The 24,969-nt window shown below is 75.3% G+C and carries 27 protein-coding genes; 16 read left to right on the forward strand and 11 right to left on the reverse strand.

The features are described 5' to 3' along the window. The 5 genes from E9565_RS14420 to E9565_RS14440 all read right to left on the reverse strand — a co-directional run. Positions 1 to 360 (reverse strand): DUF222 domain-containing protein (locus tag E9565_RS14420; protein ID WP_236835609.1); only part of this gene is annotated, 360 nt, incomplete at its 3' end. Positions 361 to 500: 140 nt separating this feature from the next. After that, positions 501 to 1,133: a response regulator transcription factor gene (locus E9565_RS14425; RefSeq protein ID WP_236827943.1), complete on the reverse strand. Its 633-nt coding sequence runs from the start codon at positions 1,131 to 1,133 to the stop codon at positions 501 to 503. Continuing rightward, positions 1,130 to 2,380, reverse strand: a complete 1,251-nt coding sequence (locus tag E9565_RS14430) for a sensor histidine kinase (RefSeq protein WP_236827942.1) — start codon at positions 2,378 to 2,380, stop codon at positions 1,130 to 1,132. The genes E9565_RS14425 and E9565_RS14430 overlap by 4 nt, the downstream gene beginning before the upstream one ends. Continuing rightward, complete coding sequence (locus E9565_RS14435; RefSeq protein ID WP_236827941.1) at positions 2,377 to 3,219, reverse strand: ABC transporter permease; 843 nt, start codon at positions 3,217 to 3,219, stop codon at positions 2,377 to 2,379. The genes E9565_RS14430 and E9565_RS14435 overlap by 4 nt, the downstream gene beginning before the upstream one ends. After that, complete coding sequence (locus tag E9565_RS14440; protein WP_236827940.1) at positions 3,216 to 4,124, reverse strand: ABC transporter ATP-binding protein; 909 nt, start codon at positions 4,122 to 4,124, stop codon at positions 3,216 to 3,218. The genes E9565_RS14435 and E9565_RS14440 overlap by 4 nt, the downstream gene beginning before the upstream one ends. A 142-nt stretch (positions 4,125 to 4,266) precedes the next feature. Here E9565_RS14440 and E9565_RS14445 point away from each other — a divergent pair, with 142 nt between their 5' ends. The 4 genes from E9565_RS14445 to E9565_RS14460 all read left to right on the forward strand — a co-directional run bounded on the left by E9565_RS14445 (position 4,267) and on the right by E9565_RS14460 (position 8,314). Then, on the forward strand, positions 4,267 to 5,748 hold the full coding sequence (locus E9565_RS14445; RefSeq protein WP_236827939.1) for an AlkA N-terminal domain-containing protein: 1,482 nt from the start codon (positions 4,267 to 4,269) through the stop codon (positions 5,746 to 5,748). Next, a complete protein-coding gene (locus E9565_RS14450) occupies positions 5,748 to 6,305 on the forward strand; it encodes a methylated-DNA--[protein]-cysteine S-methyltransferase (protein ID WP_236835611.1) in 558 nt (185 codons plus the stop codon). The genes E9565_RS14445 and E9565_RS14450 overlap by 1 nt, the downstream gene beginning before the upstream one ends. Before the next feature lie 31 nt (positions 6,306 to 6,336). After that, a complete protein-coding gene (locus tag E9565_RS14455; RefSeq protein ID WP_236827937.1) occupies positions 6,337 to 7,431 on the forward strand; it encodes a DNA recombination protein RmuC in 1,095 nt (364 codons plus the stop codon). Positions 7,432 to 7,762: 331 nt separating this feature from the next. After that, positions 7,763 to 8,314, forward strand: a complete 552-nt coding sequence (locus E9565_RS14460; RefSeq protein ID WP_236835613.1) for a DUF6542 domain-containing protein — start codon at positions 7,763 to 7,765, stop codon at positions 8,312 to 8,314. Between the two features lie 76 nt (positions 8,315 to 8,390). On the opposite strand, the gene E9565_RS14465 is transcribed toward E9565_RS14460, so the two are convergent. Then, positions 8,391 to 9,362 (reverse strand): 4-hydroxy-3-methylbut-2-enyl diphosphate reductase, encoded by a 972-nt coding sequence (locus E9565_RS14465; protein ID WP_236827935.1) that lies wholly within the window; start codon positions 9,360 to 9,362, stop codon positions 8,391 to 8,393. Positions 9,363 to 9,489: 127 nt separating this feature from the next. On the opposite strand from E9565_RS14465, the gene E9565_RS14470 reads away from it, so the two are divergent. From E9565_RS14470 to E9565_RS14480, 3 genes are all read left to right on the forward strand, one after another. Next, on the forward strand, positions 9,490 to 10,662 hold the full coding sequence (locus tag E9565_RS14470; RefSeq protein ID WP_236835615.1) for a lipid droplet-associated protein: 1,173 nt from the start codon (positions 9,490 to 9,492) through the stop codon (positions 10,660 to 10,662). A 106-nt stretch (positions 10,663 to 10,768) separates the two neighbouring features. Beyond that, a complete protein-coding gene (gene xseA / locus E9565_RS14475) occupies positions 10,769 to 12,025 on the forward strand; it encodes an exodeoxyribonuclease VII large subunit (RefSeq protein ID WP_236835617.1) in 1,257 nt (418 codons plus the stop codon). Beyond that, positions 12,022 to 12,240: an exodeoxyribonuclease VII small subunit gene (locus E9565_RS14480; RefSeq protein WP_236835619.1), complete on the forward strand. Its 219-nt coding sequence runs from the start codon at positions 12,022 to 12,024 to the stop codon at positions 12,238 to 12,240. Before xseA ends, E9565_RS14480 begins: the two co-directional genes overlap by 4 nt. Positions 12,241 to 12,289: 49 nt before the next feature. Here E9565_RS14480 and E9565_RS14485 read toward each other — a convergent pair whose 3' ends face one another. Both E9565_RS14485 and E9565_RS14490 read right to left on the reverse strand, forming a co-directional pair. After that, positions 12,290 to 12,568, reverse strand: a complete 279-nt coding sequence (locus tag E9565_RS14485; protein ID WP_236827931.1) for a hypothetical protein — start codon at positions 12,566 to 12,568, stop codon at positions 12,290 to 12,292. 122 nt (positions 12,569 to 12,690) lie between these two features. Beyond that, on the reverse strand, positions 12,691 to 13,317 hold the full coding sequence (locus tag E9565_RS14490; RefSeq protein ID WP_236835621.1) for a DUF4245 domain-containing protein: 627 nt from the start codon (positions 13,315 to 13,317) through the stop codon (positions 12,691 to 12,693). A 100-nt stretch (positions 13,318 to 13,417) separates the two neighbouring features. On the opposite strand from E9565_RS14490, the gene glpX reads away from it, so the two are divergent. After that, positions 13,418 to 14,464, forward strand: coding sequence for a class II fructose-bisphosphatase (gene glpX, locus E9565_RS14495; protein ID WP_308113157.1), 1,047 nt, complete (start codon positions 13,418 to 13,420; stop codon positions 14,462 to 14,464). 142 nt (positions 14,465 to 14,606) lie between these two features. Here the strand turns inward: glpX and E9565_RS14500 are convergent, their stop codons facing one another. Further along, positions 14,607 to 15,290, reverse strand: a complete 684-nt coding sequence (locus E9565_RS14500; protein ID WP_236827929.1) for a DUF1707 domain-containing protein — start codon at positions 15,288 to 15,290, stop codon at positions 14,607 to 14,609. A 45-nt stretch (positions 15,291 to 15,335) separates the two neighbouring features. Beyond that, positions 15,336 to 15,995: a hypothetical protein gene (locus E9565_RS14505; protein WP_236835623.1), complete on the reverse strand. Its 660-nt coding sequence runs from the start codon at positions 15,993 to 15,995 to the stop codon at positions 15,336 to 15,338. A 171-nt stretch (positions 15,996 to 16,166) separates the two neighbouring features. On the opposite strand from E9565_RS14505, the gene E9565_RS14510 reads away from it, so the two are divergent. The 3 genes from E9565_RS14510 (at position 16,167) to E9565_RS14520 (ending at position 19,357) form a co-directional block, all read left to right on the forward strand. After that, a complete protein-coding gene (locus E9565_RS14510; protein WP_236827927.1) occupies positions 16,167 to 17,582 on the forward strand; it encodes an aspartate ammonia-lyase in 1,416 nt (471 codons plus the stop codon). Positions 17,583 to 17,678: 96 nt separating this feature from the next. Then, on the forward strand, positions 17,679 to 18,650 hold the full coding sequence (locus tag E9565_RS14515; RefSeq protein ID WP_236835625.1) for a hypothetical protein: 972 nt from the start codon (positions 17,679 to 17,681) through the stop codon (positions 18,648 to 18,650). An 11-nt stretch (positions 18,651 to 18,661) separates the two neighbouring features. Beyond that, the gene (locus E9565_RS14520) at positions 18,662 to 19,357 is read left to right on the forward strand and encodes an acetyltransferase (protein ID WP_236827925.1); all 696 of its coding nucleotides are present in this window, start codon (positions 18,662 to 18,664) and stop codon (positions 19,355 to 19,357) included. Between the two features lie 6 nt (positions 19,358 to 19,363). Here E9565_RS14520 and E9565_RS14525 read toward each other — a convergent pair whose 3' ends face one another. Beyond that, complete coding sequence (locus tag E9565_RS14525; protein WP_236827924.1) at positions 19,364 to 20,296, reverse strand: GNAT family N-acetyltransferase; 933 nt, start codon at positions 20,294 to 20,296, stop codon at positions 19,364 to 19,366. A 52-nt stretch (positions 20,297 to 20,348) separates the two neighbouring features. Here E9565_RS14525 and E9565_RS14530 point away from each other — a divergent pair, with 52 nt between their 5' ends. The 5 genes from E9565_RS14530 (at position 20,349) to E9565_RS14550 (ending at position 24,942) form a co-directional block, all read left to right on the forward strand. Beyond that, complete coding sequence (locus E9565_RS14530; protein WP_236827923.1) at positions 20,349 to 20,858, forward strand: FdtA/QdtA family cupin domain-containing protein; 510 nt, start codon at positions 20,349 to 20,351, stop codon at positions 20,856 to 20,858. 23 nt (positions 20,859 to 20,881) lie between these two features. Beyond that, on the forward strand, positions 20,882 to 21,976 hold the full coding sequence (locus E9565_RS14535; protein ID WP_308113155.1) for a DegT/DnrJ/EryC1/StrS family aminotransferase: 1,095 nt from the start codon (positions 20,882 to 20,884) through the stop codon (positions 21,974 to 21,976). Then, positions 21,973 to 23,325 (forward strand): glycosyltransferase family 2 protein, encoded by a 1,353-nt coding sequence (locus E9565_RS14540; protein WP_236827921.1) that lies wholly within the window; start codon positions 21,973 to 21,975, stop codon positions 23,323 to 23,325. Before E9565_RS14535 ends, E9565_RS14540 begins: the two co-directional genes overlap by 4 nt. Then, the gene (locus E9565_RS14545) at positions 23,322 to 24,623 is read left to right on the forward strand and encodes a citrate synthase (RefSeq protein WP_236827920.1); all 1,302 of its coding nucleotides are present in this window, start codon (positions 23,322 to 23,324) and stop codon (positions 24,621 to 24,623) included. The genes E9565_RS14540 and E9565_RS14545 overlap by 4 nt, the downstream gene beginning before the upstream one ends. A 127-nt stretch (positions 24,624 to 24,750) precedes the next feature. Beyond that, the gene (locus E9565_RS14550; RefSeq protein ID WP_236827919.1) at positions 24,751 to 24,942 is read left to right on the forward strand and encodes a hypothetical protein; all 192 of its coding nucleotides are present in this window, start codon (positions 24,751 to 24,753) and stop codon (positions 24,940 to 24,942) included. Positions 24,943 to 24,969 lie beyond the last annotated feature (27 nt).

The following is a 24,969-nucleotide window of genomic DNA, read 5'->3' on the forward strand; positions in this document are numbered from 1 at the left end:
GATCACCACCGCCGCCTCGGCGGTGACCGCCCCGGCGGCGAACGCGGCGGCCACCGCCGGCAGCTCCGCCAGTGCCCGGCCCGAGCGCACCAGCCGCGACGCCGCGCCGGCCGAGAGCAGCGCGTGCCCGCGCAGCCAGGAGGCCATCGAGGCCTTGCCGTCGTGCTCGGCGGCCTGGGTGAGCTCGCACTCCCGCACCCGCCGCGCCACCTGCGCGGCCAGCCGGTTCGACGCGGTGAGCAACGCCCCCAGCTGCTCGATCAGCTGCGACCCGAACCGGCCGGCCAGCTCCTCACCGGCCAGGTCGTCCAGCACGGCACCCAACCGGGCCACCGGATCGGACGAACCTGTCGAACACATGTACGCATGCTACCGCCGGACGCCGACACCCGCGACCCGAAAGCCCAGGTCAAAGCCCTGTCCACAGATGGCGCAGAGCCCTTGACGGCCCCGCCGACTCCGGGTCGGCAGCCGGCGCGCTCGACAGCGACCGACCCACGTCAGCGACCGGGCGGCGGCAGCAGGCCGCGCTCGACGGCGACCAGCACCGCCCGCGTCCGGTCGTCCACCCCGAGCTTCGCGAACACCCGCAGCAGGTGGGTCTTCACCGTCGCCTCGCCGATGAACAGCTCCCGGCCGATCTCGGCATTGGTCAGCCCGCGCGCCACCCCTCGCAGGACCTCGAGCTCCCGGGCGGTGGGCGCCTCGGCCGCCGGGGCTCGCAGCCGCGACACGAGCCGGGCGGCGACCGGCGGCGCCAGCACGGTCTCCCCGCGCGCCGCCGCTCGGACGGCGTCGGCGAGCTGCGGCAGCGGGACGTCCTTGAGCAGGTAGCCGGTCGCCCCTGCCTCGACCGCCCGCACGATGTCGGCGTCGGTGTCGTAGGTGGTCAGCACGAGCACGCGGACGCCCGGGTGCGACGCGGCCAGCCGCTCCGTCGCGGTCGCGCCGTCCATCCGCGGCATGCGCAGGTCCATGAGGACGACGTCGGGCGCCGTCCCCGCCACCACCGCCAGCGCCTCGAGGCCGTCGCCCGCCTCGCCGACCACCGCCAGGTCGTCCTGCGCATCCAGCCACCCGACCAGCCCGCCGCGGACGACGGGGTGGTCGTCCACCACCACGACGCGGATCACGACCCCGGCACCCGGACGGTCACCCGCGTGCCGGCGCCGGGCGACGAGGCGACGTCCACCTCTCCGCCGACCGACGCGACCCGGTCGCGCAACCCGTCCAGCCCGGCCCCTTCCGCGCGGACGGGGTCGAAGCCCACGCCGTCGTCCTCCACGTGCACCGACACCCGGCGAGCGTCCCCCTCCCCCACCGCCGACAGCCGGATCGCCACGCTGCGGGCACCGGCGTGCCGGCGCACGTTGGTCAGCGCTTCCTGCGCGCCGCGCAGGAGGACGACCTCCTCGTCGCGGCGCAGCGCCACCCCGCCGTCCAGCGCGGAGGTGTCCACCCGCACCGCCAGCCCGGTCTCCCGGCCGAACCGCTCGGCCAGCCGGGCCAGGGCCTCGACCAGGGTGGAGCCCTCCAGCGCCACCGGCGCGAAGGCGGCGACCACCGCCCGCGCCTCCTGGAGGTTGTCCCGCGCCACCTCCTCGATGACGCCCAGCCGGTCACGGGCGGCGTCGGCCCCTTCCGGCAGCTGCGCCGCGGCGGTCTGCGCCAGGACGACGATGCTCGTGTAGCCCTGCGCGAGGGTGTCGTGCACCTCGCGGGCCAGCCGCTCGCGCTCGGCCAGCACACCGCGCTCCCGTTCGGCGGCGGCCAGCTCGGCGCGGGTGCGCTCCAGCTGCTCGATGAGGTCGGCGCGCCGCGCGCTCTGGTACAGCACCCGGCTGACCCACAGCCCCAGCGCCAGGCTGAAGACCATGCTCACCCCGGTCGAGAGCAGCACGTCGCGCGCCTCGTCACCCGACCCCGCCCGCAGCACCGGTCCGACGGCGCTGGACACGGCGAGCAGCACGGTCCAGGCGATGCCGGTCGCCGTCCCCTGGACGACGAACCACACCTGCGGGTAGGCGAGGAAGAGCATGAAGAACAGCACGGGCGCGGTGAAGCCGAGCGCGGCGAACGACGCGACGAGCACGCTCAGGTAGACGACCGCGTGCACCGGCCGCCCGCCGCCGATCGCCCGGGCACCGAAGAGGGCGTAGGCCGCGGCGAGGACGCCGAGGACGGTGAGCGCGGCGACCGGCCGGCCCTCGCCGTCCTGCAGCCCGACCGCGGTCACGACGGCCAGCACCCAGACGGCGACGGCGACGACGTGCAGGCCGGCCAGCGTGGCCTGCCAGCCGCGCTCGGTCAGCGGCTCGCCGCCGCCCTCCTCCACCGGCTCGGGGAGGAAGGCGGCAGCCAGCCGGTCGCGCAGCATCATCCGCCGCTCCTGCGCCAGCGGAAGGTCCGGACCACCACCACGACGCCGATGATCACCCATGCGGCCAGCACCGCGGCAGTCATCGGGTGCTCCCAGCTGCCAGCGGGCTCGGCGGCGGCCGCCGCATCGGGGAGGAACACCGACCGCATCCCCTGGGTCATCCACTTCAGCGGGAACAGCGCCGCCACCTGCCGCATCACCTCGGGGAGCTCCGAGTAGACGAAGAAGACGCCCGAGACGAACTGCAGCACGACCGCGATCGCGGGGATGCCGGTGCCCGCCGACCGCGCGCTGCCGACGAACGCCGACACCGCGATGCCGAGAACCGTGCCGGCGAGCGCGCCGAGCAGGGTGATCCAGGCGAAGGTGAGCCACCGGCCGGCGTCGGTGGGCAGCGGGATGTCGTACACCAGCGCGGCCACCGTGAGCAGCACCGCCAGCTGGACGACGGTGGTCACGAGCACCTGGCCGGCCTTGCCGATCGCGTAGGCGGCCGGCGGGGTGCCGAGCACCTGCAGCCGCCCGAGGTCGCCGCGGTCCCGCTCCTCGGCGATGGCGATGCCCACCGCCTGGAAGCTGGTCAGCATGATGCCGGTGGCCGCAATGCCGGCCAGGAAGTACCGGTCGAAGCCGACCCCGGGCGACACCTCCTGGTCGCCGAACACCGACGCGAAGATCAGCAGCATCACGACCGGGTAGGCGAACGAGAAGACGACCTGCCCGGAGTCACGGGCGAAGAGCCGGAGCTCCAGGCCGATGCGGGCCCGGCCGATGGTCGCCGCACCCGGCGGCGCGGGTCGGGTACCGGGCGCGGCCGGGTGCGTCGTCGCGGTGGTCATCGGGGGTCTCCCTCGGAGGTGCCGCCGACGAGCCGGAGGTAGACGTCCTCCAGGTGCGGGCGGGTGACGGACAGGTCGGGGATCTCGCCGGAGGGGGTCGCGGCCAGCAGGTCACGCAGGACGGCGGACGGTTCGGGCGTGACGACCGAGCGCGGTGCGCCGTCCTCGGTCCAGCGCACGGTCGCCTCGCGCCGCAGCGCGGCACCGAGCGCATCGGGTGGGGCGACCTCGACGAGGCGTCCGGCGGCGATCACGCCCACGCGGTCGGCCAGCTGCGCGGCCTCGTCGAGGTAGTGGGTGGTGAGGAGGACGGTGGTGCCGGCCTCCCGCAACCCCTCCACCAGCGTCCAGAACTGCCGGCGCGCCGCGGGGTCCAGGCCGGTGGTCGGCTCGTCGAGGAAGAGCAGCTCGGGCCGCCCCTGGACGCCGAGCGCCACCTCGAGCCGGCGGCGCTGCCCGCCCGACAGCGCGTCGACGCGGGTGCGCGCCGCGGCCTCGAGCCCGACCGCCCCCAGCAGCTCGTCGCTGCCCTGCGGCTGGGCGTGGTAGCGCGCGTAGTGGTCCACGGTCTCCCGGACGGTGAGCGCGTCACCGGCGCCGGTGGTCTGCCCGACCACGCCGACGCGGTCGCGCCAGCGGCGGTCGCCGGTGGCGGGATCCTCCCCCAGCACCGCGACGTGGCCGGCGTCGCGGCGGCGCAGACCGGCGAGGATCTCGACCGTCGTGGTCTTCCCCGCCCCGTTGGGCCCGAGCAGCGCGAAGACCTCGCCGCGCCGGACGTCGAGGTCCACGTCGTCCACGACGGCCCTGCCGCCGTAGCGCTTGACCAGCCCGCGCACGCGCACGGCCGGTGCCCCGTCGGTCGCCGTCCCCCGGAGGAGCGGCGCCGGTCCTGTCGTCGTCATGCCAGGAGCATCGCGTCGGGCGGCCGGCGCGCGGGACGACCGACCTGCTGGGCCGCCGTCCACCGACCGGTGGACCCCGGGCGCCACGGCCGTGTCCGAAAACCGCCGGAGCCGGTGGCTCCGCGCTGGCATGCTCGGCGTCGTGAGCGAGCTGCTGGACCACGAACGCTGCTACCGCGCCGTCGCCGGCCGGGACGCGCGCTTCGACGGCTGGTTCGTCACCGCGGTGCGCACCACCGGCATCTACTGCCGTCCCTCCTGCCCGGCCCGGACGCCGCTGGCCCGGAACGTCTCCTTTTTCTCGACGGCGGCCGCCGCGCAGGGCGCCGGCTACCGCGCCTGCCGCCGCTGCCGCCCCGACGCCGTCCCCGGGTCCCCCGAGTGGGACGTGCGGGCCGACGTCGTCGCCCGGGCCATGCGGCTGATCGCCGACGGCGAGGTCGAGCGGTCCGGGGTGCCGGGGCTGGCCGCCCACCTCGGGTACTCCGAGCGGCAGCTGCACCGGCTGCTGGTCGGCGAGCTCGGCGTCGGGGCGCTCGCGCTGGCCCGCGCCCGGCGCGCGCAGACCGCCCGGGTGCTGCTGGAGACCACCGGCCTGCCGGTCACCGACATCGCCTTCGCGGCCGGCTTCGCCAGCGTGCGGCAGTTCAACGACACGGTGCGCGAGGTGTTCGCCACCACGCCGACCGAGCTGCGCCGCGCCCGCCGGTCCGCCCCGGCCGGGCAGCCCGGCTGGCTGACGCTGCGGCTCGCCGCGCGGGCGCCCTACGCCGCCGAGGAGGTGCTGCTGTTCCTGGGCGCGCACGCCGTCCCCGGCCTCGAGGAGTGGGACGGCACCACGTTCTCCCGCGTGCTCGACCTGCCGCACGGGCCGGCGGTGGTGCGGCTCTCGCCGTCGGCCGACGGGGGGCCCGGGGTCACCGCGCAGCTGCGGCTGACCGAGCTGCGCGACCTCGGTGCCGCGGTCACCCGGTGCCGCCGGCTGCTCGACCTGGACGCCGATCCGGCCGCGGTCGACGGCGCCCTCGCTGCCGACCCCGCGCTCGCCCCGCTCGTCGCCGCCGCCCCCGGGCGCCGGGTGCCGGCCTCGCCCGACGCGGCCGAACTCGCCGTCCGGGCCGTGCTGGGGCAGCAGGTGTCGATAGCGGGTGCCCGCACGCTCACCGCGCGGCTGCTGGCCGCCGGCACGCCGCTGGCCGAACCGGTCGGCTCCCTCACCCACGCGTTCCCCCGCCCCGCCGCGCTCGCCGACGCCGACCTCACCGCGGTGGGGCTCACCGGGGTGCGCCGCCGCACGGTGGCCGCCCTCGCCGGGGCGCTGGACCGGGGCGCCATCGCCCTGGACCCGGGTGCCGACCGGGAGGAGGCCGGGCGCGCGCTGCTCGCCGTACCGGGCATCGGCCCCTGGACGGCGGCGCTCGTCGCGCTGCGCGGCATGGGCGACCCCGACGTCTGGCTCCCCGGCGACCTGGCGCTGCGCCGGTCGCTGGCCTCGCTCGGCAGCTCCGACGCCGAGGCCGCCACCCGCTGGCGCCCGTGGCGGTCCTACGCCGTGCTGCACCTGTGGGCGCTCGCCGCGCCGTCGCTGTTCACCCGCACGTCCAGCCTCCCGAGGAGCGCCTGATGACCGCACCCGCCCGCCACGCCACCGTCGCCACCCCGCCCGGCCCGTTCACCGTCGTCGTCGGGACCGACCCCGACGGCCGGGACGTCGTCCTCGCCAGCGGGTGGACCGCCGACGTCGCCGACCTCCTCGCCGTCGTGCACCCCGCCCTGCGCCCCGAGCGCAGCGAGGCCTCCCCCCGGCTGGCGGTGCTCGACGCGGTCGAGGAGTTCCACGCCGGCCGGGTGGGCGCGATCGACGGCGTCACCGTCCGGCAGCGTTCCGGCCCCTTCCTGCAGGAGGCCTGGGACGTGCTGCGCACCGTGCCGGCCGGGCGGCCGGACACCTACGCGGCCTTCGCCGCACGCTGCGGCCGGCCGGCTGCGGTGCGCGCGGCGGCCAACGCCTGCGCCCGCAACGCGGCGGCCCTCTTCGTGCCCTGCCACCGGGTGCTGGGATCGGGCGGCGGCCTGGGCGGGTTCCGCTGGGGGACGCCGGTCAAGCGCTGGCTGCTCGACCACGAGGCGGCGCACGCCGGCGCGGCCGTCGGCTCCCGGGTTCGCGGGGCCGTGCGCTGAATCGTCGGACCCCTCCGGCAGGGTCTGGCCCATGGACGCCGCTTCCCTCTTCCTCGGGCTCCTCCTCGGCGCGCTGCTCGGTGCCGCCATCGCGCTGGGCGTCGTCACGCTGCTCGCCCGGCGCCGTCCGGAGGAGGCGGGGCTGGAACCGGTGCACGAGTCACTGGACCACCTGCACCGGCTGCTGGCCGGCATGGAGCGGGCCCGCGCCACCGCGCACGGGGAGCTCCGGGAGCAGATGGGCAGCGTCGGCCAGGCCTCGGCGCAGCTGAAGCACGAGACGGCCGCACTGGTCACCGCACTCCGCACGCCGCACGTGCGCGGGCGCTGGGGCGAGGTGCAGCTGCGACGCGTGGTCGAGGTCGCCGGCCTGCTGGAGCACTGCGACTTCGTCGAGCAGCCCGCCGGCACCAACGACGAGGGCGCCGGCGTCCGCCCCGACCTCGTGGTCACCCTCGCCGACGGCCGGCAGGTGGTGGTCGACGCGAAGGTGCCCTTCACCGGCTACATCGAGGCGGTGCAGGCCGAGGACCGTGACGTCCGCGCCCAGCGGGTCGCCGCGCACGCCCGGCAGCTGCGCACCCACGTCGACCAGCTGTCCGCCCGCCGGTACCCCACCGCGTTCCGTCCGGCCGCTCCGTTCACCGTCCTCTTCGTGCCCTCCGACGGCTTCCTGACGACGGCGCTGGAGGCGGAGCCCGGGCTGCTGGAGTACGGCTTCGCGCGGGACGTCGTGCTGGCGACGCCGAGCACCCTGCTGGCGCTGCTGCGCACGGTGGCCTACTCGTGGCGGCAGGAGCGGCTGGCCCGCGACGCCGACCAGGTGCTCGAGGTGGGCCGGCGCCTGCACGCCCGGCTCAGCACGCTGTCCGGGCACCTGACCCGCCTGGGGTCGGCCCTGTCCACCACGCTGACCCGGTACAACGAGACGGTGGGCTCCTACGAGCGCTCGGTGCTGACCGCCGCGCGGCGGTTCGACGACCTCGGGGTCGCCGAGTCGCCCGTGCCGGAGCCCGATCCGGTCGAGGCGACGATCCGCGCGCTGCGCCCCTCCGGGGACCTCGGGCACCTCGCACCGGCAGCTGCTCCGGCCCCAGCGGAAGAGCGCGACGGCACCTCCGGCTGACGCCCGGGCATGCCCGGCCGGACGGACTCGTCCACCCCGCGCGTCACAGCCACCACGCTGCGTTGCTGGGTCACCACCGGTTGCCTGCGACGCGACGGCGTCCTCCCACGAAGTGCCAGCTCGGGTCGCTACCGTGGCCCCCGTCGGTCGGCCAGCCGGGTCGTCCAGCGGAGCGGGACGGAGGTGCGCCATGGCCACGGCGAGCACGGCGGGCGCATGGCAGGGCGGCGGACGCCCCGAGCGGCCGTACCCCGCCCGCACCCCTCGTCCACCGGTCGGCAGCGAGCGGCCCGGTCGTCCGGCGCGCCCCGCGCGGACCGGACGCCCCCCGGTGCCCGGTCGCGCCGGAGAGCGCCTGCGCGCCGCGGAGCGCGAGCGCGCCGCCGAGCGGGACCACACCGACGACCGCTACGACCGGCCCGAGCCGTCCGCGCCCCGCCGGCGCGAGCCCGGCCCGCCGCGGCCGACCGCCGGCCGCCCCGCGCCGGAGCACGCCCGGTCGCGCACCGCCGCGCCGGCGGCGGCGCAGGGCAGCCGGCTGCGCGGCTCGCTCGCCGTCCTCGGCGTCTTCCTGCTGACCCTCGCCGGCGGCGCCGTCGACTCCTTCCTCGGCATCGGCCTCGGCACGACCACGCTGGTGGCCCTGGCGCTCGGCACCTCGGCGGCCACCCTGCTGGTGCGGCGCCGCGACCTGCTGACCGTCGTCGTCGCGCCGCCGCTGGTGTTCACGCTCGTCGCCGTCGTCAACATCGCCCTGGCGCCGTCGGCGTCGCTCAACCTGCCGACGATGGCCACCCTGCTGGTGCGCGGGTTCCCGACCATGGCCGTGGCGACCGGCATCGCGGTCGTGCTCGCCGTCGTCCGGCTGGTCACCCGGCGCTGAGACACCCCGTCCACGACGAAGCCCCGGTCCGCGCAGCTGCGCGGGCCGGGGCTTCGTCGTACGGGGCGTGCGGGGGTCAGTCGCCGGCGCTCCGCTTCGCCTTCTCCGCGCGGCGCAGCTCGTGGGGCAGCGCGAAGACCAGGCGCTCCTCGGCGGCCTTCACCGTCTCGACGTCGGGGTAGCCGCGGGCGGCGAGCCAGTCCAGCACCTCGCTGACGAGGATCTCCGGCACCGAGGCGCCGCTGGTGACCCCGACCGTGCCGACGCCCTCCAGCCAGGCCTCGTCGATCTCCGACGCGTAGTCGACCAGATGCCCGGCGCGGGCACCGGCCTCCAGCGCCACCTCCACCAGCCGCACCGAGTTCGACGAGTTCGTCGAGCCGACCACGAGGACCAGATCGCACTCGGCGGCCATCTGCTTGACGGCCTGCTGGCGGTTCTGGGTGGCGTAGCAGATGTCGTCGCTCGGCGGCGACTGCAGGCCCGGGAACCGAGTCTTCAGCTGGTCGACCGTCGCCAGCGTCTCGTCCACCGACAGCGTCGTCTGCGACAGCCACACGACCTTCTCGGGGTCGCGCACCTGCACGTTGGCGACGTCCTCGGGGCCGTCCACGAGCTGGATGTGCGCCGGCGCCTCACCGGAGGTGCCCTCGACCTCCTCGTGCCCGCGGTGACCGATCAGCAGGATGTCGTAGTCGTCCCGGGCGAACCGCTTGGCCTCCTGGTGCACCTTCGTGACCAGCGGGCAGGTGGCGTCGATGGTGCGCAGCTGCCGGGCGGCCGCCTCCTCGTGCACCGCCGGGCTGACCCCGTGGGCGCTGAACACGACGACCGAGCCCTCGGGCACCTCGTCGGTCTCGTCCACGAAGATCGCCCCGCGCCGCTCCAGCGTGGCGACGACGTGCTTGTTGTGGACGATCTGCTTGCGGACGTACACCGGGGCACCGTGGATCTCGAGCGCCCGCTCGACGGCCACCACCGCCCGGTCGACGCCGGCGCAGTAGCCCCGGGGATCGGCCAGCAGGACACGTCCGCGCTGATCAGCCATGCCCACCACTGTAGGTGCGTCCGCGGACGGGGACCCGTACGCCGAGGTGGGACCGGACACGCCACCTCCCGGGTGGATCTGCCCACATCGCGTGTCGGCCCGCGAGTTGTGGGGCACGCTGTGCGGCATGGCCCGTGAGATCCCCGAGGTTGTCCGCGCCGCTGCCGGTCTGGCGGCCACCGTGCTCGACGAGGCGCGCAAGCTGCCCGAGACCCTGCCCGGCCTGCCGGTCCGCGCCATCGGCGCGGCCATGCAGCACGCGATGAAGGTGCAGCAGGCCTACGCCGGGCTGGTGGCCCGCGGCGACGAGCTGCTCGTCGGGCTGCGCGGCGAGGCCGAACCGGGGCTGGCCACGTTCGACGACGACGACGAGCCGGCCACGGGCTTCCGCGGCTCCGCGTTCGACCGCGCCGGCGGCATGAGCGACCAGGAGGTGGCCGACCTCCCCGACGACCCCGCCGCCGATGCGGTGGTGGCCGCGGTCGACGACCTGAGCCGCGACCTGGTGGAGGACCTGGCCGACGACGCCGCGGATCTCGCCGACGGGGCCGACCGCGCCCAGGAGGTGCTGGCCGACGAGCCCGTGGACGCGCCGGGCACCGAGGCGGTGCTCGAGGAGCTCGCGATCGACGAGGTCGTCCCCGAGGTGGCCGAGACCGACCCGCTCGACCGGGCGGACGAGGGGACGACGACCGCGGACGACGCGGTGGTCACCGAGGACGCCGGCGCCCTGGAGCGAGCGCTGCTGGAGTCCGAGCCGGCACCGGCGGCCGCGGCCGAGCAGCCCGACGGCGGCGAGAGCGTCGACGTGCTGACCCCCGACGGCGAGGTGGCGACCGTCGAGGCCGCGATCACCGACGAGGGCATCGCCGCCGTCGAGGGTGCCGGCGGCGACGTCGCCGTCGACGAGGGCGGCAGCCCGGTCGCCGCGGCCACCGGCGTGCGCACCGACGAGGGTGGCCCCGACACCGGCGAGACCGACGCCGCGATCGCCGAGGGGGCGGCCGTGGACGCCGTCGGCGAGACCTCCGACGCGCCGACCGACGACCCGCAGGGCGGCAGCGAGGTCTCCGGCGCGCAGGCCGCCGGCGCCGCCCCCGTCGACGGCTACGACAGCTTCTCCATCGCCCAGCTGCGCGGCCGGCTCCGCGGCTACCAGCTCGCGACGGTGTCCGACCTGCTGGCCTACGAGGAGGCCACCCGGGCGCGCGACCCGTACCTGCGGATGCTGCGCAACCGGCTGGAGAAGCTGGAGGAGCAGGCGGTCGAGTCCAGCCCGCTCGCCCCGCGCGGAACCTGAGCAAGGGCCCCTCTGCCCCCACGCCTCGCGAGCCCGGCGCGGGCCCCTGCAGAGGGGCCGTCGGGGGCGCCGGGGCGGTGTCGGCGGCATCTGACACCCTCGGGGCATGACCGCGCCGTCGTCCCCCGAGTCGCCGTGGCCGGTCCGCACCGTGGCCCGCAAGGTGGCCGACTGGATCGGCCGGCTGGGCGAGGTCTGGGTCGAGGGGCAGGTCGCGCAGCTGTCCCGGCGCGGCGGGGCGGCCACCGTGTTCATGACCCTGCGCGACCCGGCGGCCGACCTGTCGGTCCCGGTCACCTGCCACCGCGACGTCGCCGAGCGCCCCGGCCTCGAGCTGACCGAGGGGGCCCGCGTGGTCGTACGGGCCCGGCCCGACTACTACGTCGCCCGCGGGTCCTTCTCGCTGCGGGCCACCGAGATCCGCGCCGTCGGGCTCGGGGAGCTGCTGGCCCGCATCGAGCGGATCCGCCGGCTGCTCGCCGCGGAGGGCCTCTTCGACACCGCCCGGAAGCGGCCGCTGCCCTTCGCCCCCGGGGTCGTCGGGCTGATCACCGGCCGGGACAGCGCCGCCGAGCGGGACGTGCTCGTGACCGCGCGCCGGCGCTGGCCCGCGGTGCGCTTCGCGGTGCACCACTGCGTCGTGCAGGGGCCGCAGGCGGCGGGCAACGTGATCGAGGGGCTGCGGAAGCTGGACGCCGATCCCGCGGTGGAGGTCATCGTCGTCGCCCGCGGCGGCGGCTCGGTGGAGGACCTGCTGCCCTTCTCCGACGAGGGGCTGGTCCGCGCGATCGCCGGTTGCCGCACCCCGGTGGTCACCGCCGTCGGCCACGAGACCGACACGACGCTCGTCGACCACGCCGCCGACGTCCGGGCCGCCACCCCCACCGACGCGGCGCACCGGATCGTCCCCGAGATCGGTGAGCAGCGGCGGCTGGTCGACGGGCTGCGCGCCCGCGCCCGGCACCTGGTCGCCACCCGGCTCGAGCAGCAGGAGCGCTGGCTGGAGTCGGTCCGCACCCGCCCGGTGCTCGCCTCCCCCGACCGGCTGCTGCACGGCCGGGAGGACGACGTCCTCGGGCTGCGCACCCGCGCCCGCCGGACGCTCACCCACCGCGTCGAGGGCGCCGAGCGCGACCTCGAGCACGCCCGCGCGCGGGTGGCGGCGCTCTCCCCCGCCGCGACGCTGGAACGCGGCTACGCCGTCGTGCAGCGGGCCGACGGCGCGCTGGTGCGCGACCCCGCCGAGGTCGCCGACGGCGAACTCCTGCGCGTGCGGGTCGCCGGCGGCCGGCTGCCCGTCCGCGTCGACCGCACCGCGGCCCCCGACCCCGTCGCCACCACCCTCCAGGAGGACCCCGCATGAGCGCCGACGAGCGCACCCCCGAACCGACGACGACCTACGAGCAGGCCCGGGAGGAGCTGGCCGACGTCGTCCGGCGGCTCGAGGCCGGTGGTCTCACGCTGGAGGAGTCGCTGAGCCTCTGGGAGCGCGGCGAGGAGCTGGCCGGGGTGTGCCAGCACTGGCTGGACCGGGCCCGCGAGCGCCTGGCGGCCGCCGCGCCCGCCGAGGAGGGCTGAGCCACCGGCCCGTCCAGGGTGGTCCGGCGGGGCGACCGGTGCCGGGGCCTCAGGCCGGGCGGCTGAGACCGGGTTCCGGGGTGACCGCGAAGCCGGCGTCGGCCAGGGCCGCGAGCAGCCGGTCCACCCGCTGCTCCACCGCGGGCGCCGACGAGGCCTCCACGCCGCCGGCCGCCTCGTCGAGGCAGCGGGCCAGCACCGTCCGCACGTCCACCGGACCGGCGGCCGGGGCGCCCACCGGGATCCGGGTCACCATCCCGCAGTCGCACGCGCCGCCGTCGACCGGCGGCCGGTGGTCGCTGCCGGGGCAGTCCTCGCGTGCAGGCATCCGGGTTCTCCTCGCTGCGGTGGGTTCCACGGGCGTCACCCCAGACTGCCCTGCGGACCGGCCGCGGCCGCCCGGACGCACCGGGTGTTCCCATGTCGTGACCTGCGCGACAGCGCAGCGGCTCAGCCCGTGAAGGGCTCCACCGCCCCCGCCACCTCGCGCAGCTCGCCGTCCCCGGCCGAGCCGGTGACGACCACGGTGACGCCGTCGGCGACCCGGGTGAGGGCGGTCTCCCCGCGCTGCGTCGTCGACTCGGTCCACTCCTCCCCGTCGATCTCGACCACGCCCTCCTCCGCGGCGCCGGCGAGCACGTCGAGGGCCTCGGCGTCGGCGTCGTCGGTCACCACGTAGCCGGCGTAGTCGCCCGCCGGCGTGACGTAGCCGAGCTGCACCGTGACCGGCGCCCCCTCGGGGGCGGTGCCGGCGTCGGTGCGCACGCTGGTGGGGCGGTAGTCCTCGCCCAGCGCGGGGATCAGCAGCGGGTAGACCGCGCGCGCCTCGGCGAGCCGCAACGTGCTCGTCGGGTCCACCTCGATGACCGGGTCGTCAGGGTTGCTGCGGAAGGCCTGCCACCACACGATCAGCAGGCAGATCACGACCAGCGGCAGCAGCGAGCGGAGCATGTTCGCCGCGCTCAGCCGGTTGGCGCGCTCGACGGCGGAGACCGGGGGCGGCAGCACCTCGGCCCCGGGCCCGGCTGGGTCCTCGGTGCGCGGGGGGTGCTGGCTCGACGGGCCGGATCCGGTCATGCCCCTAGGATCGCAGGCGAGCTCGCCCCACCTCGTTCGCCCATGGTCCCGTCCCGAGCGTTCCCGGGTGGGGGGCCGGGGTCCAACTGCCGGAGGTCCCGTGTCGCTGCCCCTTCCCGACGGTCCGCTGCCCACCACGGCCGGGCACCCGTTCAGCGCCGGCCGTCCGGCCCCCGACCGCAACCTGGCCCTGGAGCTGGTCCGGGTCACCGAGGCCGCCGCGATGGCCGCCGGGCGCTGGGTGGGCCGCGGTGACAAGAACGGTGGCGACGGCGCGGCGGTCGACGCCATGCGCGCGCTCATCGGCACGGTGAGCATGAAGGGCGTCGTGGTCATCGGCGAGGGCGAGAAGGACGAGGCGCCCATGCTCTACAACGGCGAGCAGGTGGGCGACGGCAACGGCCCGGAGTGCGACGTCGCGGTCGACCCGATCGACGGCACCACGCTGATGGCCAAGGGCATGCCCAACGCCATCGCCGTCATGGCCGTCGCCGAGCGGGGCGCGATGTACGACCCGTCCGCCGTCTTCTACATGGAGAAGCTGGCGACCGGCCCGGCGGCGGCCGACGCCGTCGACATCACCGCACCGGTCGCTGAGAACATCCGCCGCATCGCCAGGGCGAAGAAGAGCTCGGTCGGCGACGTCACCGTCTGCATCCTCGACCGGCCCCGCCACGAGCAGCTGGTGCAGGAGGTCCGCGAGGCCGGGGCGCGGATCAAGTTCATCACCGACGGCGACGTGGCGGGCGCGATCGCCGCCGCGCGCGAGGGCACCGGGGTCGACCTGCTGCTCGGCATCGGCGGCACGCCGGAGGGGATCATCACCGCCTGCGCGCTCAAGTGCATGGGCGGGGCGCTGCAGGGCCGGCTGTGGCCCAAGGACGACGACGAGCGGCAGAAGGCGATCGACGCCGGCCACGACCTGGACCGGGTGCTGCACATCGACGACCTGGTGCGCGGCGACGTCTTCTTCGTGGCGACCGGCATCACCGACGGCGAACTGCTGCGCGGCGTGCGCTACAGCGCGGGCGGCTGCACGACCCAGTCGCTGGTCATGCGCTCCCGGTCGGGCACCATCCGCTCGATCGACAGCCTGCACTCGCTGGAGAAGCTGCGCGCCTACTCCGCGGTCCCCTTCGATTCCTGACGCCATGACACTGCGGTCCTCGGGATCGCCCCGCCGCCGGGTGCCGTCCCCCGGTCGCGATGAGCCGCTGCGTCGCGCCTGCGCGGGACCCTCCGGGCCCCACTCGGCGTGACAGGACCCGTCCGGTTCGGGGCGGTGCCGGTCAGAACCGCGGCGGCGGGAGCGGCGGCGGAGCACCCGGCGCCGGTGGCTGCGGGGGCGGCTGGCGGTTCTGGGCGAGCCGGTCCATCAGCGCCCGCCAGCGGCTGGGCGACTCACCGGGGGCGAGGCTACGCAGCCGCAGGTCGCCGAAGACGGCGCGCGCGTGGACGACGACCAGCGGCGTGCCCGCCAGCCGCGGCACCGGGGCCAGCTCCAGCTTCCGGTCGCCGAAGACCGTCCGCCCGTGCAGCTCACCGTCCACGCCCTCGGCGAGGATGACGTCGATGTCGCCGAAGACGGTGCTCACCGTCAGGTCGACCCGGTCGGCGTCGGTGCGGAGCCCGCGCAGGTCGATGCGGACGTCGCCGAACACCGTGCCGACCCGCCGCGGCGGCGTGGTGGCGACCGCCAGCGTGATGTCGCCGAAGACGCTCGTCACCTCCTCGGCCGCGCGCTGGCCCACGATCTGCACGGGCGGCAGGGCGTCCGGCGGCAGGTCGGCCACCAGCGCGTCGAGCTCTGCGCGGGTGACCGCCTCGTAGGCGGCCGCGGCCCGCTGCCCGAACTCGTCGAGGTCGATCCGCCCCTCGCCGACGGCCCTCTGCAGCTGCGCCACCACCGCCTCCCGCTCGGCGTCGGAGACGCGCACGGCCGGCGGCGGAGGGAGGTCCTCGGGAGAGCTCACGCACCCGGAGGCTAGCCGAGGAGGGCCCCGCTCAGGTCCCGGCGCTCACCCCAGCTCGGTGCAGGCCATGACCGTGTAGGCCTTGACCCGGCCCCCGCAGGTGCTGGCGTACTCCTCGTACGCCGACAGCGGCGGCGACTCGTACATCAGGTCGTCGCAGGCCTGCAGCTCACCACCGAAGCAGCTGTCCGCGTAGGCGTCGAGGGTCTCGTCGGGCCCGAGGTCCGCGGGCGCCACCGGCGGGAACTGTTCCACCGCCCCGCCCGGGACCCCGCCGTACCAGCCGCCGGCCTCCTCGCCGTAGGCGTCCATGGCGTCCTCCATCTGCGCCTGGCTGCCCTCGACCATCCCGTCGCGGATGCCTTCGGTCAACGCAGGCCCCAGCTCGGCCGCCACGGCGCGGCCGACGTCCTCGGCGCCACCGGCGACGACGACGCCCAGCAGCAGCGCCGTCGCCGCGGTGCCGACCACCAGCCCGCCCAGGGCGGCGCCGGCGAGCACCCAGCGGCCGCGGCGCGCGGACCCGGCGGCCGCCGGCGCGGGCACCGCCGGCGCGGCGGGCTGCCTCGTGACCCCCGCGGCCCAGTCGGGCACCGGCGGCCCGCCCGGCGCCGGCCAGCCCGGGGTGGGCGCCGGCCAGCCCGGACCACCCTGCGGCGGCGCCGACGACGGGCCGGTCTCCGGGGGCAGCGGCGGCTGGGACATGGGGCCCTCCTCGGGGCTCGGGCCGGCTCGGCACCGTGGCTCGCGCGCACGCTCCGGCGTGCACGCACCTCCTCGGCGGCCGCGGGCGAGGGCGGGACCGGCGGCCTCCCCCACGGGTGTCTAGGGTCCCGTGCGGAGCACTGTCACCATCCACACCACCGGGAGCACAGCGTGGCCCAGCAGAACGGCGCAGCGCAGGACGGCGGGGACTTCCGCATCGAGCACGACTCCATGGGGGAGGTCCGTGTCCCCTCCTGGGCCAAGTGGCGCGCGCAGACCCAGCGCGCCGTCGAGAACTTCCCCATCTCCGGCACGCCCATCGAGCGGGAGCTGATCGGCGCCCTGGCCGCGATCAAGGGCGCGGCGGCCACGGTCAACGCCGACCTCGGCGTCCTCGACCGCGGCATCGCCGACGCGATCGCCGCCGCGGCCGGCACGGTGGCCCGGGGTGACTGGGACGACCACTTCCCGATCGACGTCTTCCAGACCGGCTCGGGCACGTCCAGCAACATGAACACCAACGAGGTCATCGCCACGCTGGCCACCGAGTCCCTCGGCGCGCCGGTGCACCCGAACGACCACGTCAACGCCTCGCAGTCGTCCAACGACGTCTTCCCCTCGGCGATCCACATCGCGGCGACCCGCGCGATCGTCGTCACGCTGATCCCGGCGCTGCGCCACCTGGAGGCCTCGCTCACCCGCAAGGCCGAGGAGTTCGCAGAGGTCGTGAAGAGCGGCCGCACCCACCTCATGGACGCCACCCCGGTCACCCTGGGCCAGGAGTTCGGCGGGTACGCCGCGGCCGTCCGGTACGGCGTGGAGCGGCTCGAGGCGTCCCTCCCCCGCATCGGCGAGCTGCCCCTGGGCGGCACCGCCGTCGGCACCGGCATCAACACCCCGCCCGGGTTCGCGGCCGCGATCATCGAGAAGCTCGCCGCCGAGCTCGAACTGCCGCTGACCGAGGCCCGCGACCACTTCGAGGCGCAGAGCTCCCGCGACGCCCTGGTCGAGGGCTCCGGCCAGCTGAAGACCATCGCCGTCGGCCTGGTCAAGATCGCCAACGACCTGCGGTGGATGGGCTCGGGCCCGCGCACGGGCCTCGGCGAGATCCAGCTGCCGGACCTGCAGCCGGGCAGCTCGATCATGCCGGGCAAGGTCAACCCGGTGATCCCCGAGGCGGTCATCCAGGTGGGCGCCCAGGTCATCGGCAACGACGCCGCCGTCACCTACGCCGGCACCACCGGCGTCTTCGAGCTCAACGTGACGCTGCCCCTCATGGCCCGCAACGTGCTGGAGTCCATCCGGCTGCTGGCCAACGTCAGCCGGCTGCTGGCCGACCGCTGCGTGGACGGGATCGTCGCCAACGTCGAGCAGTGCCGCACCTACGCGGAGTCCTCGCCGTCGATCGTCACGCCGCTGAACAAGTACATCGGCTACGAGGAGGCGGCCAAGGTCGCCAAGCAGTCGCTGGCCGAGCAGAAGACCATCCGCCAGGTCGTGGTGGAGCGCGGGTACGTCGAGCAGGGCAAGCTCACCGAGCAGCAGCTCGACGAGGCGCTCGACGTCCTCTCGATGACGCACCCCTGAACCGGCTCCCGGGCGGGTCGGCGACCCGCCGGCCCGCCCGGGACACGCCCCGGCGGTGGTCCGGGGAGAGCGCGACGGCCGGTGTAGGTTCCCCCGGTGCCGACCGGCCCCGAGGACGACACCACCCTGCCGATGCAGTGGGACAAGCTCGGGTTGGTCTGGACAGCGCCCGCGGAGAGCCGGCGCACCGGCGCGCTGCAGCCCACGCCCCTGCTGCTGGGAGACCGCATCCGGGTCTTCACCGGTTGCCGCGATGCCGCTGGCGCCAGCAGCGTCTGGTGGGTCGACCTCGACGCCGACGACCCCACCCGCGTGCTCGGTGAGGCGCGCACCCCGGCCCTGACCGCGGGCACCCCCGGCACCTTCGACGCCGCCGGCGTCGTCCCGTGCGCCGTGACCGTGGTCGACGGCACCGTGCGGCTCTACTACGCGGGCTACCAGCCGCCGGGCTCCGCGCAGGAGCGGTTCCGGGTGTTCTCCGGCGTGGCCACGGCGCCGGCGACCGACACCGCGTCCTTCACGCGGCTCCGGGACCAGCCGCTGCTCCGCACCAGTCCGGACGAGCGGCTGTTCCGCGTCGTGCACTCGGTGGCCCGGCTCGACGACGGCAGCTGGCGCTGCTGGTACGGGGCCGGCCACGAGTTCCGCCAGGGCCGCACCAAGCTGCTGCCGGTCTACGACATCCGGCAGATGAGCTCCCCCGACGGGCTGGACTTCCCCGACGCCGGTGACGTCGCCGTGCCCCTGGGCTCCCCGCGGGAACACCGGGTCGGCCGGCCGTTCGTGGTCCCCCACGAGCAGGGCTGGCGGATGTTCTTCGGCGCCGGCACCGAGGAGACCACCTACCGCCTCACCTTCGCCGACTCGGCCGACGGCGTCACCTGGCGGCGGCACGACGGCCTGCTCGGTCTCGACGTCGCCCCCGCGGGCTGGGACTCCGAGATGGTCGCCTACCCGGCCGTTGTCACCACCGGCGCGGGCACGTTCCTGCTCTACAACGGCAACGGCTACGGCCGGGACGGGTTCGGCGTCGCCGTCCTCCGCCGGGCCCTGCCGCTCATCCCCTGACCGGAGGACCCGTGACCGACCGCGCCAAGCCCCTCGTGATCGTCGGCGCCGGCGAGACCGCCGAGATCGCCTACGAGTACTTCACCGTGGACTCCGACCGGGAAGTCGTCGCCTTCGCCGTCGAGCGCCGGTTCCTGCCCGAGGGTGGCGAAGGACCCGACGGCGTGCCCTACGTGGCGCTCGAAGACCTGGCGGGCAGCCACCCGCCGGCCCGGGTCGATGCCTTCGTCGCGCTCTCCTCGACCTGGCTCAACCGGCTGCGCGCCCGCCTCTTCCACGAGGTCAAGTCCCAGGGCTACACCTGCGCCTCGTTCGTCAGCCCGCACGCGTTCGTGTGGCGCAACGTCACGATCGGCGAGAACGCGTTCGTCTTCGAGAACAACGTGCTGCAGCACCACGTCTCGGTCGGCGACAACGTCGTCCTCTGGAGCGGCAACCACATCGGCCACCGGACGGTCATCGAGGACCACGTGTTCGTCTCCTCGCACGTCGTCGTCTCGGGCTTCTGCCGGATCGGCTCCTCGTCCTTCGTCGGGGTCAACACCTCGGTGGGCGACAACGTGACCATCGGCGCCGACAGCGTCGTCGGTGCCGGTGCGGTGGTCGTGAAGGACCTGCCGCCGCGGGGCGTCTACGTCGGCAGCCCGGCCAAGCCCACCGGCGGGGATCCCTTTGATTCGTTCAAGGTGCCCGCCGAGCTTCGTTGACGGCGGTCAAGGCAGCGTCGCCAGCAGCACCTTCCGCGTTCCGGGCCGGGCGCCGACGCTGCGCTTGAAGTGGGCCAGCCCGAAGTTGGGGCTGCCGTCCTTCTCGCTCGAGGGGCCCAGGTCCAGCAGCCGCGCCCCGGTGCGCAGCGAACGCTCGACCAGCAGGTGCGCCAGCAGGTTCATCGGGGAGCGCTGCAGGCCGTGCCCGCCGTCGTCACCCCACGCGACCAGCAGGTCGACGTCGTCCAGCACCCGGTAGACCACCGCGGCCGCGACCGGCCGTTCCGCGTACCTCAGCAGGTGCAGCCGGACCCGGTCGGGGAAGGCCGCGCGGGCCCGCGCCAGGTACTCCGCCGGCAGACCCGCCGGGCGCCCGTGAGCCGCCCGGTTCGCCGCCAGGATGCCGTGGCACAGCGCGATGCCCTCGTCGTCGGCCACGTCCACCAGCTCGTAGGGCAGCGCCAGGTCCGCGCGCACGTCCCGCGCCCGCTTCTTCCCGAGCAGCGTCGAAGGGTCGCCGCCGGGGCCCAGCGGCGCGAGGTCGACCACCTGGTTGAGGTCGCAGTGCTCGACCGTGAACCCTGCCTGCAGCAGCGCGTACTCCAGCAGCGGCTCCGCGGGTGAGTACTCGGGGGGCCGGCACCGGATGCGCACGGCTTCGAGGCCCTCGGCACGGGCCCGTGCCAGCACGCCGTCCACGAAGCCGACGACGTCCCCCACGGTCGGGTCGGGACGGGCGAGGTCGGGCCCACCGAACGGGGCGCTGTGACCGGAGAGCAGCACGCCGTCGGCGACCACGCCGGGGAGAACCCCGACGAGGCGCCCGTCGACCCGGTGCTCGTGACACCAGCGGCGCTCCTCCGGGACGCCGTTCAGGTCGTGGAACCGCGGGTCGCCGAAGAGCAACCCACCACCGTGCACCTGCTCCTCCACCGACACGCTCCCGTCCTCGTCCGTACCGCCGATCCTCCCCTCTGCCGATGAGGGATCCGTGACGACGCACCTGGGAGCTCACACCGACCGCCGCTCGCTGACCCCCGGTCGCCGGGTGACCGACTGGAACCTGCGCCCGGAGGGCTCCGGTGCCGGCTGCCGGATCATCGACCTCCCGCGCGTCACCGACCCGCGGGGCAACCTCACCTTCATCGAGGGCGGGTCGCAGATCCCCTTCGAGGTCGCCCGCGTCTACTACCTCTACGACGTGCCCGGCGGGGAGTCGCGGGGCGGCCACGCCCACGAGAACCTCCAGCAGCTGATCATCGCCGCGGCCGGCAGCTTCGACGTCATCGTCGACGACGGCACCGAGACCTCTCGCTTCCACCTCAACCGCTCGTACTACGGCCTGCTGCTCCCCCGGCTCACCTGGCGGGAACTGGGCAACTTCTCCACGGGCAGCGTCTGCCTCGTGCTCGCGTCGCTGCCCTACAGCGAGGACGACTACTACCGGGACTACGCCGACTTCCTCGCCGCCCGGCGCGCTGCCGACGGCGCCGCCCGGTGACGGCCACCGCCACCGGGCGGCGCGTGCCGTTCCTGGATCTCCGCGCCCTGCACGCCGAGCTGCGCGAGGAACTCGCCGAGGCCGCGCTGCGCGTGCTGGACAGCGACCGGGTGCTGCTGGGGCCCGAGCTCGCCGCCTTCGAGCAGCAGTGGGCCCGCGCGACCGGCGCCGGGCACGCCGTCGGCGTGGGCAACGGCCTGGACGCCCTCGCCCTCGGGTTGCGCGCCCTGGACGTCGGCCCGGGGGACGAGGTGCTCGTCCCCTCGCACACCTTCGTCGCCACCTGGCTGGCCGTGCTGCACGTGGGCGCGATCCCGGTCCCGGTGGACGTCTCCCCGGTCACCGGCGCGTGGGAGGCCGACGCCGTCGATGCCGCGGTCACCGCACGCACCCGCGCCCTCCTCCCGGTGCACCTGTACGGGCACCCGGTGGACCTCCACCCGCTGCTGGAGCTGGCCGCCCGGCACGGCCTGGCCGTGCTCGACGACGCCGCGCAGGCGCACGGCTCCACCTACCGCGGCCGACCGGTCGGCGGGCTGACCTCGGCCACCGCGTGGAGCTTCTACCCCGGCAAGAACCTCGGTGCCCTGGGCGACGGCGGCGCCGTCACCACCTCCGACCCCGCCGTCGCCGACCGGCTGCGTTCGCTGCGCAGCTACGGGTCCACGGAGAAGTACGTGCACACCGAGGTGGGCTGGAACAGCCGCCTGGACGAGCTGCAGGCCGCGCTGCTGTCGGTGAAGCTGCACCACCTGCCGGCGCACAACGCCCGCCGCGACGAGCTCGCCCGCCGCTACACCGAGCGCCTCACGGGCTCCGGCCTGGTCCTTCCCGCCACCGTCCCCTGGGCCACCGCGGTGTGGCACCTGTACGTGGTCCGCACGCCCCACCGGGACGCGTTGCGCGACCACCTCGCCACCCGGGGCGTGGACACCCTCGTGCACTACCCGGTGCCCCCGCACCGCCAGCCCGCGTTCGCGGGCACCCGCCTGGCCGCGGCGCACCTGCCGGCGGCCGACGTCCTGGCCCGCGAGGTGCTCAGCCTCCCCCTGGGTCCCCACCTGACAGAGGAGCAGCAAGACACCGTGATCGACGCGATCGAGAGCTTCCGGCCATGAGCGATCCGCTCGTCAGCATCCTGGTCCCCACCTACAACGGCGAGCGCTTCCTCCGGCCGGCGCTGCGCTCGGCCCTGGAGCAGAGCTACCGGGAGATCGAGGTGCTCGTCGGCGACGACGCCTCCACCGACCGGACCGCCGCCATCCTGGCCGAGTTCGCCGCCGGCGACCCCCGGGTCCGCGTGATCCGCCACGACACCAACCTCGGCGGGTTCGGCAACCCCAGGCGGCTGCTCGAGCTGGCGCGCGGCGAGTACGTCAAGTTCCTCCTCCACGACGACGTGCTGGCCTCCAACTGCGTGCGGGAGCTGGTGCGCGGCATGCAGTCCACGCCCGGTGCCACCATGGCCTTCTCCCGGCGGGTGCTGATCGGGGATGACGGCCGCCCCCTGCCCGGTGGCCAGTTCGAGCCGCTGGTCGACCGGCCCGGCCGGATCGACGGCCGCGAACTGGGCGATGCGGTGCTGGAGAACTGCAACAACGTGATCGGGGAGCTGACCACCGTGCTCTTCCGGCGGGAGGACGTCGACCCCGCCGATCTCTGGCAGGTGGACGGCCGCCGGCTCACCGTGCTCGGCGACCTGGCGCTCTGGCTCCGGCTGCTCGCGCGAGGGTCGGCTTTCTACACCCCGAGCACGCTCAGCCGGTTCCGGTTGCACTCGACGCAGAGCTCCCAGGACCCCCGCATCCTCGCCAGGGGGCTGGGCGACTGGCCCCGGCTCATCGACTGGGGAGTCCGCGCGGGTTTCCTGGGTGACCCCCAGAAGCAGCGTCGCGCCAACGTGACGGCCCTGGCCATGGCCGTCGCGCGTGCCGGCGAGCTCGGCGGTGGCCCCGAGGCCCGGGCGATGCTGGAGGCCGCGTTCCTGGCGACGGCGCGCCTGGTGGAGCTGAACCTCCCGCCGACCGAGGGGGACCCGCGACCGCTCACCGAACGCGCGCACACCGCTCCGCTGCTGGACCGCTTCCGCCAGGAGCTCGACGTGTGGGCCGCGCCGTTCCCCGTCGCGCTCGCGCGGCTGGCCGCTCCGGAGCCGGGTGAGGTGCGGGCGGTGCTGGACGGGTTCCGCGAGGTGCGCTCCGCCGGAGCCGCCGAACGCTTCCTGCTCGCCGTCACCCCGCCCGAGCTCGAGGCAGCCGCCCCGCTGGTCGAGGTGGCCCTGGCCGACGGGGCCGACGTCGACGTGGAGCTGGTCCCCACGGACGAGCCCGCGGGGCTCGTCCGCGAGGCCTGGCTGGCCGTCGCCGAGCGCGGGGCGACCTGGCACGGTGGCCGGGCGGACGCGGTGTGGACGCTGCGGTCCGCGTGCACCGATCGCGCCGGAACCAGTAGCGTGACTCCCCGATGACCGAGACCGAGAGCGCCCCGGACGTATCCCTCCGCTACCCCGGTGGAGAACTGCCCCTGCCCGTCAAGCCCGGGACCGAGGGTGCCGACGGCATCGACACGAGCAAGCTGCTGGCCACGACCGGCAAGGTCGCGCTGGACATCGGCTTCGTCAACACCGCGTCGTGCACCTCGGCGATCACCTACATCGACGGTGACGCCGGGATCCTGCGCTACCGCGGGTACCCGATCGAGCAGCTGGCCGAGAAGTCCAGCTTCCTCGAGGTCACCTACCTGCTGATCTACGGCGAGCTGCCGACCGCCGACCAGCTGGGCGCGTTCGACCAGCGGATCCGGCGGCACACGCTCCTGCACGAGGACCTCAAGCAGTTCTTCAACGGCTTCCCGCGGGACGCGCACCCCATGCCGGTGCTCTCCTCGGCGGTGAGCGCGCTGTCGACCTTCTACCAGGACTCGCTGGACCCCTTCGACGAGGAGCAGGTGGAGATCTCCACGCTCCGCCTCATCGCGAAGCTGCCCACGATCGCGGCCTACGCGTACAAGAAGTCGGTCGGCCAGCCGTTCCTCTACCCGGACAACTCGCTGGGCCTGGTCGAGAACTTCCTGCGGATGACCTTCGGCTTCCCCGCCGAGCCCTACGACGTCGACCCGGACCTCGCCAAGGCGCTGGACATGCTCTTCGTCCTGCACGCCGACCACGAGCAGAACTGCTCCACCTCCACGGTGCGGCTGGTCGGCTCCTCGCACGCCAACCTGTTCGCGTCGGTGTCCGCCGGCATCAACGCGCTGTTCGGCCCGCTGCACGGCGGCGCCAACCAGTCGGTGCTGGAGATGCTGGAGGCGATCCGGGCCGACGGCGGAGACATCCCCCGCTTCGTCGAGCGGGTGAAGAACCGGGAGCCGGGCGTCAAGCTCATGGGCTTCGGGCACCGGGTCTACAAGAACTACGACCCCCGCGCCGCCATCGTGAAGTCGACGGCGGACACCGTGCTCGACAAGCTGGGCGGCAACAACGAGCTGCTCGACCTCGCCCGCCAGCTCGAGGAGATCGCGCTCAACGACGAGTTCTTCATCCAGCGAAAGCTCTACCCGAACGTGGACTTCTACACCGGGCTGATCTACCAGGCGATGGGCTTCCCGACGCGGATGTTCACCGTGCTGTTCGCCCTCGGCCGGCTGCCCGGCTGGATCGCGCAGTGGCGCGAGATGATCGCCGACCCGTCCACGAAGATCGGCCGCCCCCGGCAGATCTACACCGGCGAGACCGCGCGGGACTACGTCCCCGCCGACGCGCGCTGAGCGCGGACCCCGTCCACCTCGCGGCGGGGCGCCACCGGGCCGGGTGACCCTGCGGGGTCACCCGGCCCGTTGCGTCCCCGGCCGGGTTCCCTACGGTGGGCGAGCCACCATCTCGAGAGGACCGCGCATGGCCGAGCTCCCCGACGAGGACCTCCTCGTCCTGCCGCCCATGCCCCTGGCCACCGGCCGGCTCCTGGAACCCGAGGGCGAGGGTGCGCCCGTCCGCATCGCGAAGGTGGAGCTCGTCGTCTCCACGGAGGACGGCGGCGAGCTGCGGATCCCCCTGGAGCACCGGCACGGCGCCTGGTGGGCGCCCTGAGCCGGCCACCCGGCCCCTCCCCCGAGG

The organism is Blastococcus sp. KM273129, from assembly GCF_021698995.1.
Lineage (GTDB): Bacteria > Actinomycetota > Actinomycetes > Mycobacteriales > Geodermatophilaceae > Blastococcus.

Excerpts from the sequence above, each read along its gene's own strand:
- E9565_RS14540 (WP_236827921.1), top strand. The coding sequence starts at position 21,973 with ATGAGCGATCCGCTCGTCAGCATCCTGGTCCCCACCTACAACGGCGAG.
- E9565_RS14430 (WP_236827942.1), bottom strand. The coding sequence starts at position 2,380 with ATGATGCTGCGCGACCGGCTGGCTGCCGCCTTCCTCCCCGAGCCGGTG.
- E9565_RS14440 (WP_236827940.1), bottom strand. The coding sequence starts at position 4,124 with ATGACGACGACAGGACCGGCGCCGCTCCTCCGGGGGACGGCGACCGAC.
- E9565_RS14450 (WP_236835611.1), top strand. The coding sequence starts at position 5,748 with ATGACCGCACCCGCCCGCCACGCCACCGTCGCCACCCCGCCCGGCCCG.
- E9565_RS14465 (WP_236827935.1), bottom strand. The coding sequence starts at position 9,362 with ATGGCTGATCAGCGCGGACGTGTCCTGCTGGCCGATCCCCGGGGCTAC.
- E9565_RS14505 (WP_236835623.1), bottom strand. The coding sequence starts at position 15,995 with ATGTCCCAGCCGCCGCTGCCCCCGGAGACCGGCCCGTCGTCGGCGCCG.
- E9565_RS14470 (WP_236835615.1), top strand. The coding sequence starts at position 9,490 with ATGGCCCGTGAGATCCCCGAGGTTGTCCGCGCCGCTGCCGGTCTGGCG.
- E9565_RS14490 (WP_236835621.1), bottom strand. The coding sequence starts at position 13,317 with ATGACCGGATCCGGCCCGTCGAGCCAGCACCCCCCGCGCACCGAGGAC.
- E9565_RS14550 (WP_236827919.1), top strand. The coding sequence starts at position 24,751 with ATGGCCGAGCTCCCCGACGAGGACCTCCTCGTCCTGCCGCCCATGCCC.
- E9565_RS14455 (WP_236827937.1), top strand. The coding sequence starts at position 6,337 with ATGGACGCCGCTTCCCTCTTCCTCGGGCTCCTCCTCGGCGCGCTGCTC.
- E9565_RS14435 (WP_236827941.1), bottom strand. The coding sequence starts at position 3,219 with ATGACCACCGCGACGACGCACCCGGCCGCGCCCGGTACCCGACCCGCG.
- xseA (WP_236835617.1), top strand. The coding sequence starts at position 10,769 with ATGACCGCGCCGTCGTCCCCCGAGTCGCCGTGGCCGGTCCGCACCGTG.
- E9565_RS14480 (WP_236835619.1), top strand. The coding sequence starts at position 12,022 with ATGAGCGCCGACGAGCGCACCCCCGAACCGACGACGACCTACGAGCAG.
- E9565_RS14485 (WP_236827931.1), bottom strand. The coding sequence starts at position 12,568 with ATGCCTGCACGCGAGGACTGCCCCGGCAGCGACCACCGGCCGCCGGTC.
- E9565_RS14545 (WP_236827920.1), top strand. The coding sequence starts at position 23,322 with ATGACCGAGACCGAGAGCGCCCCGGACGTATCCCTCCGCTACCCCGGT.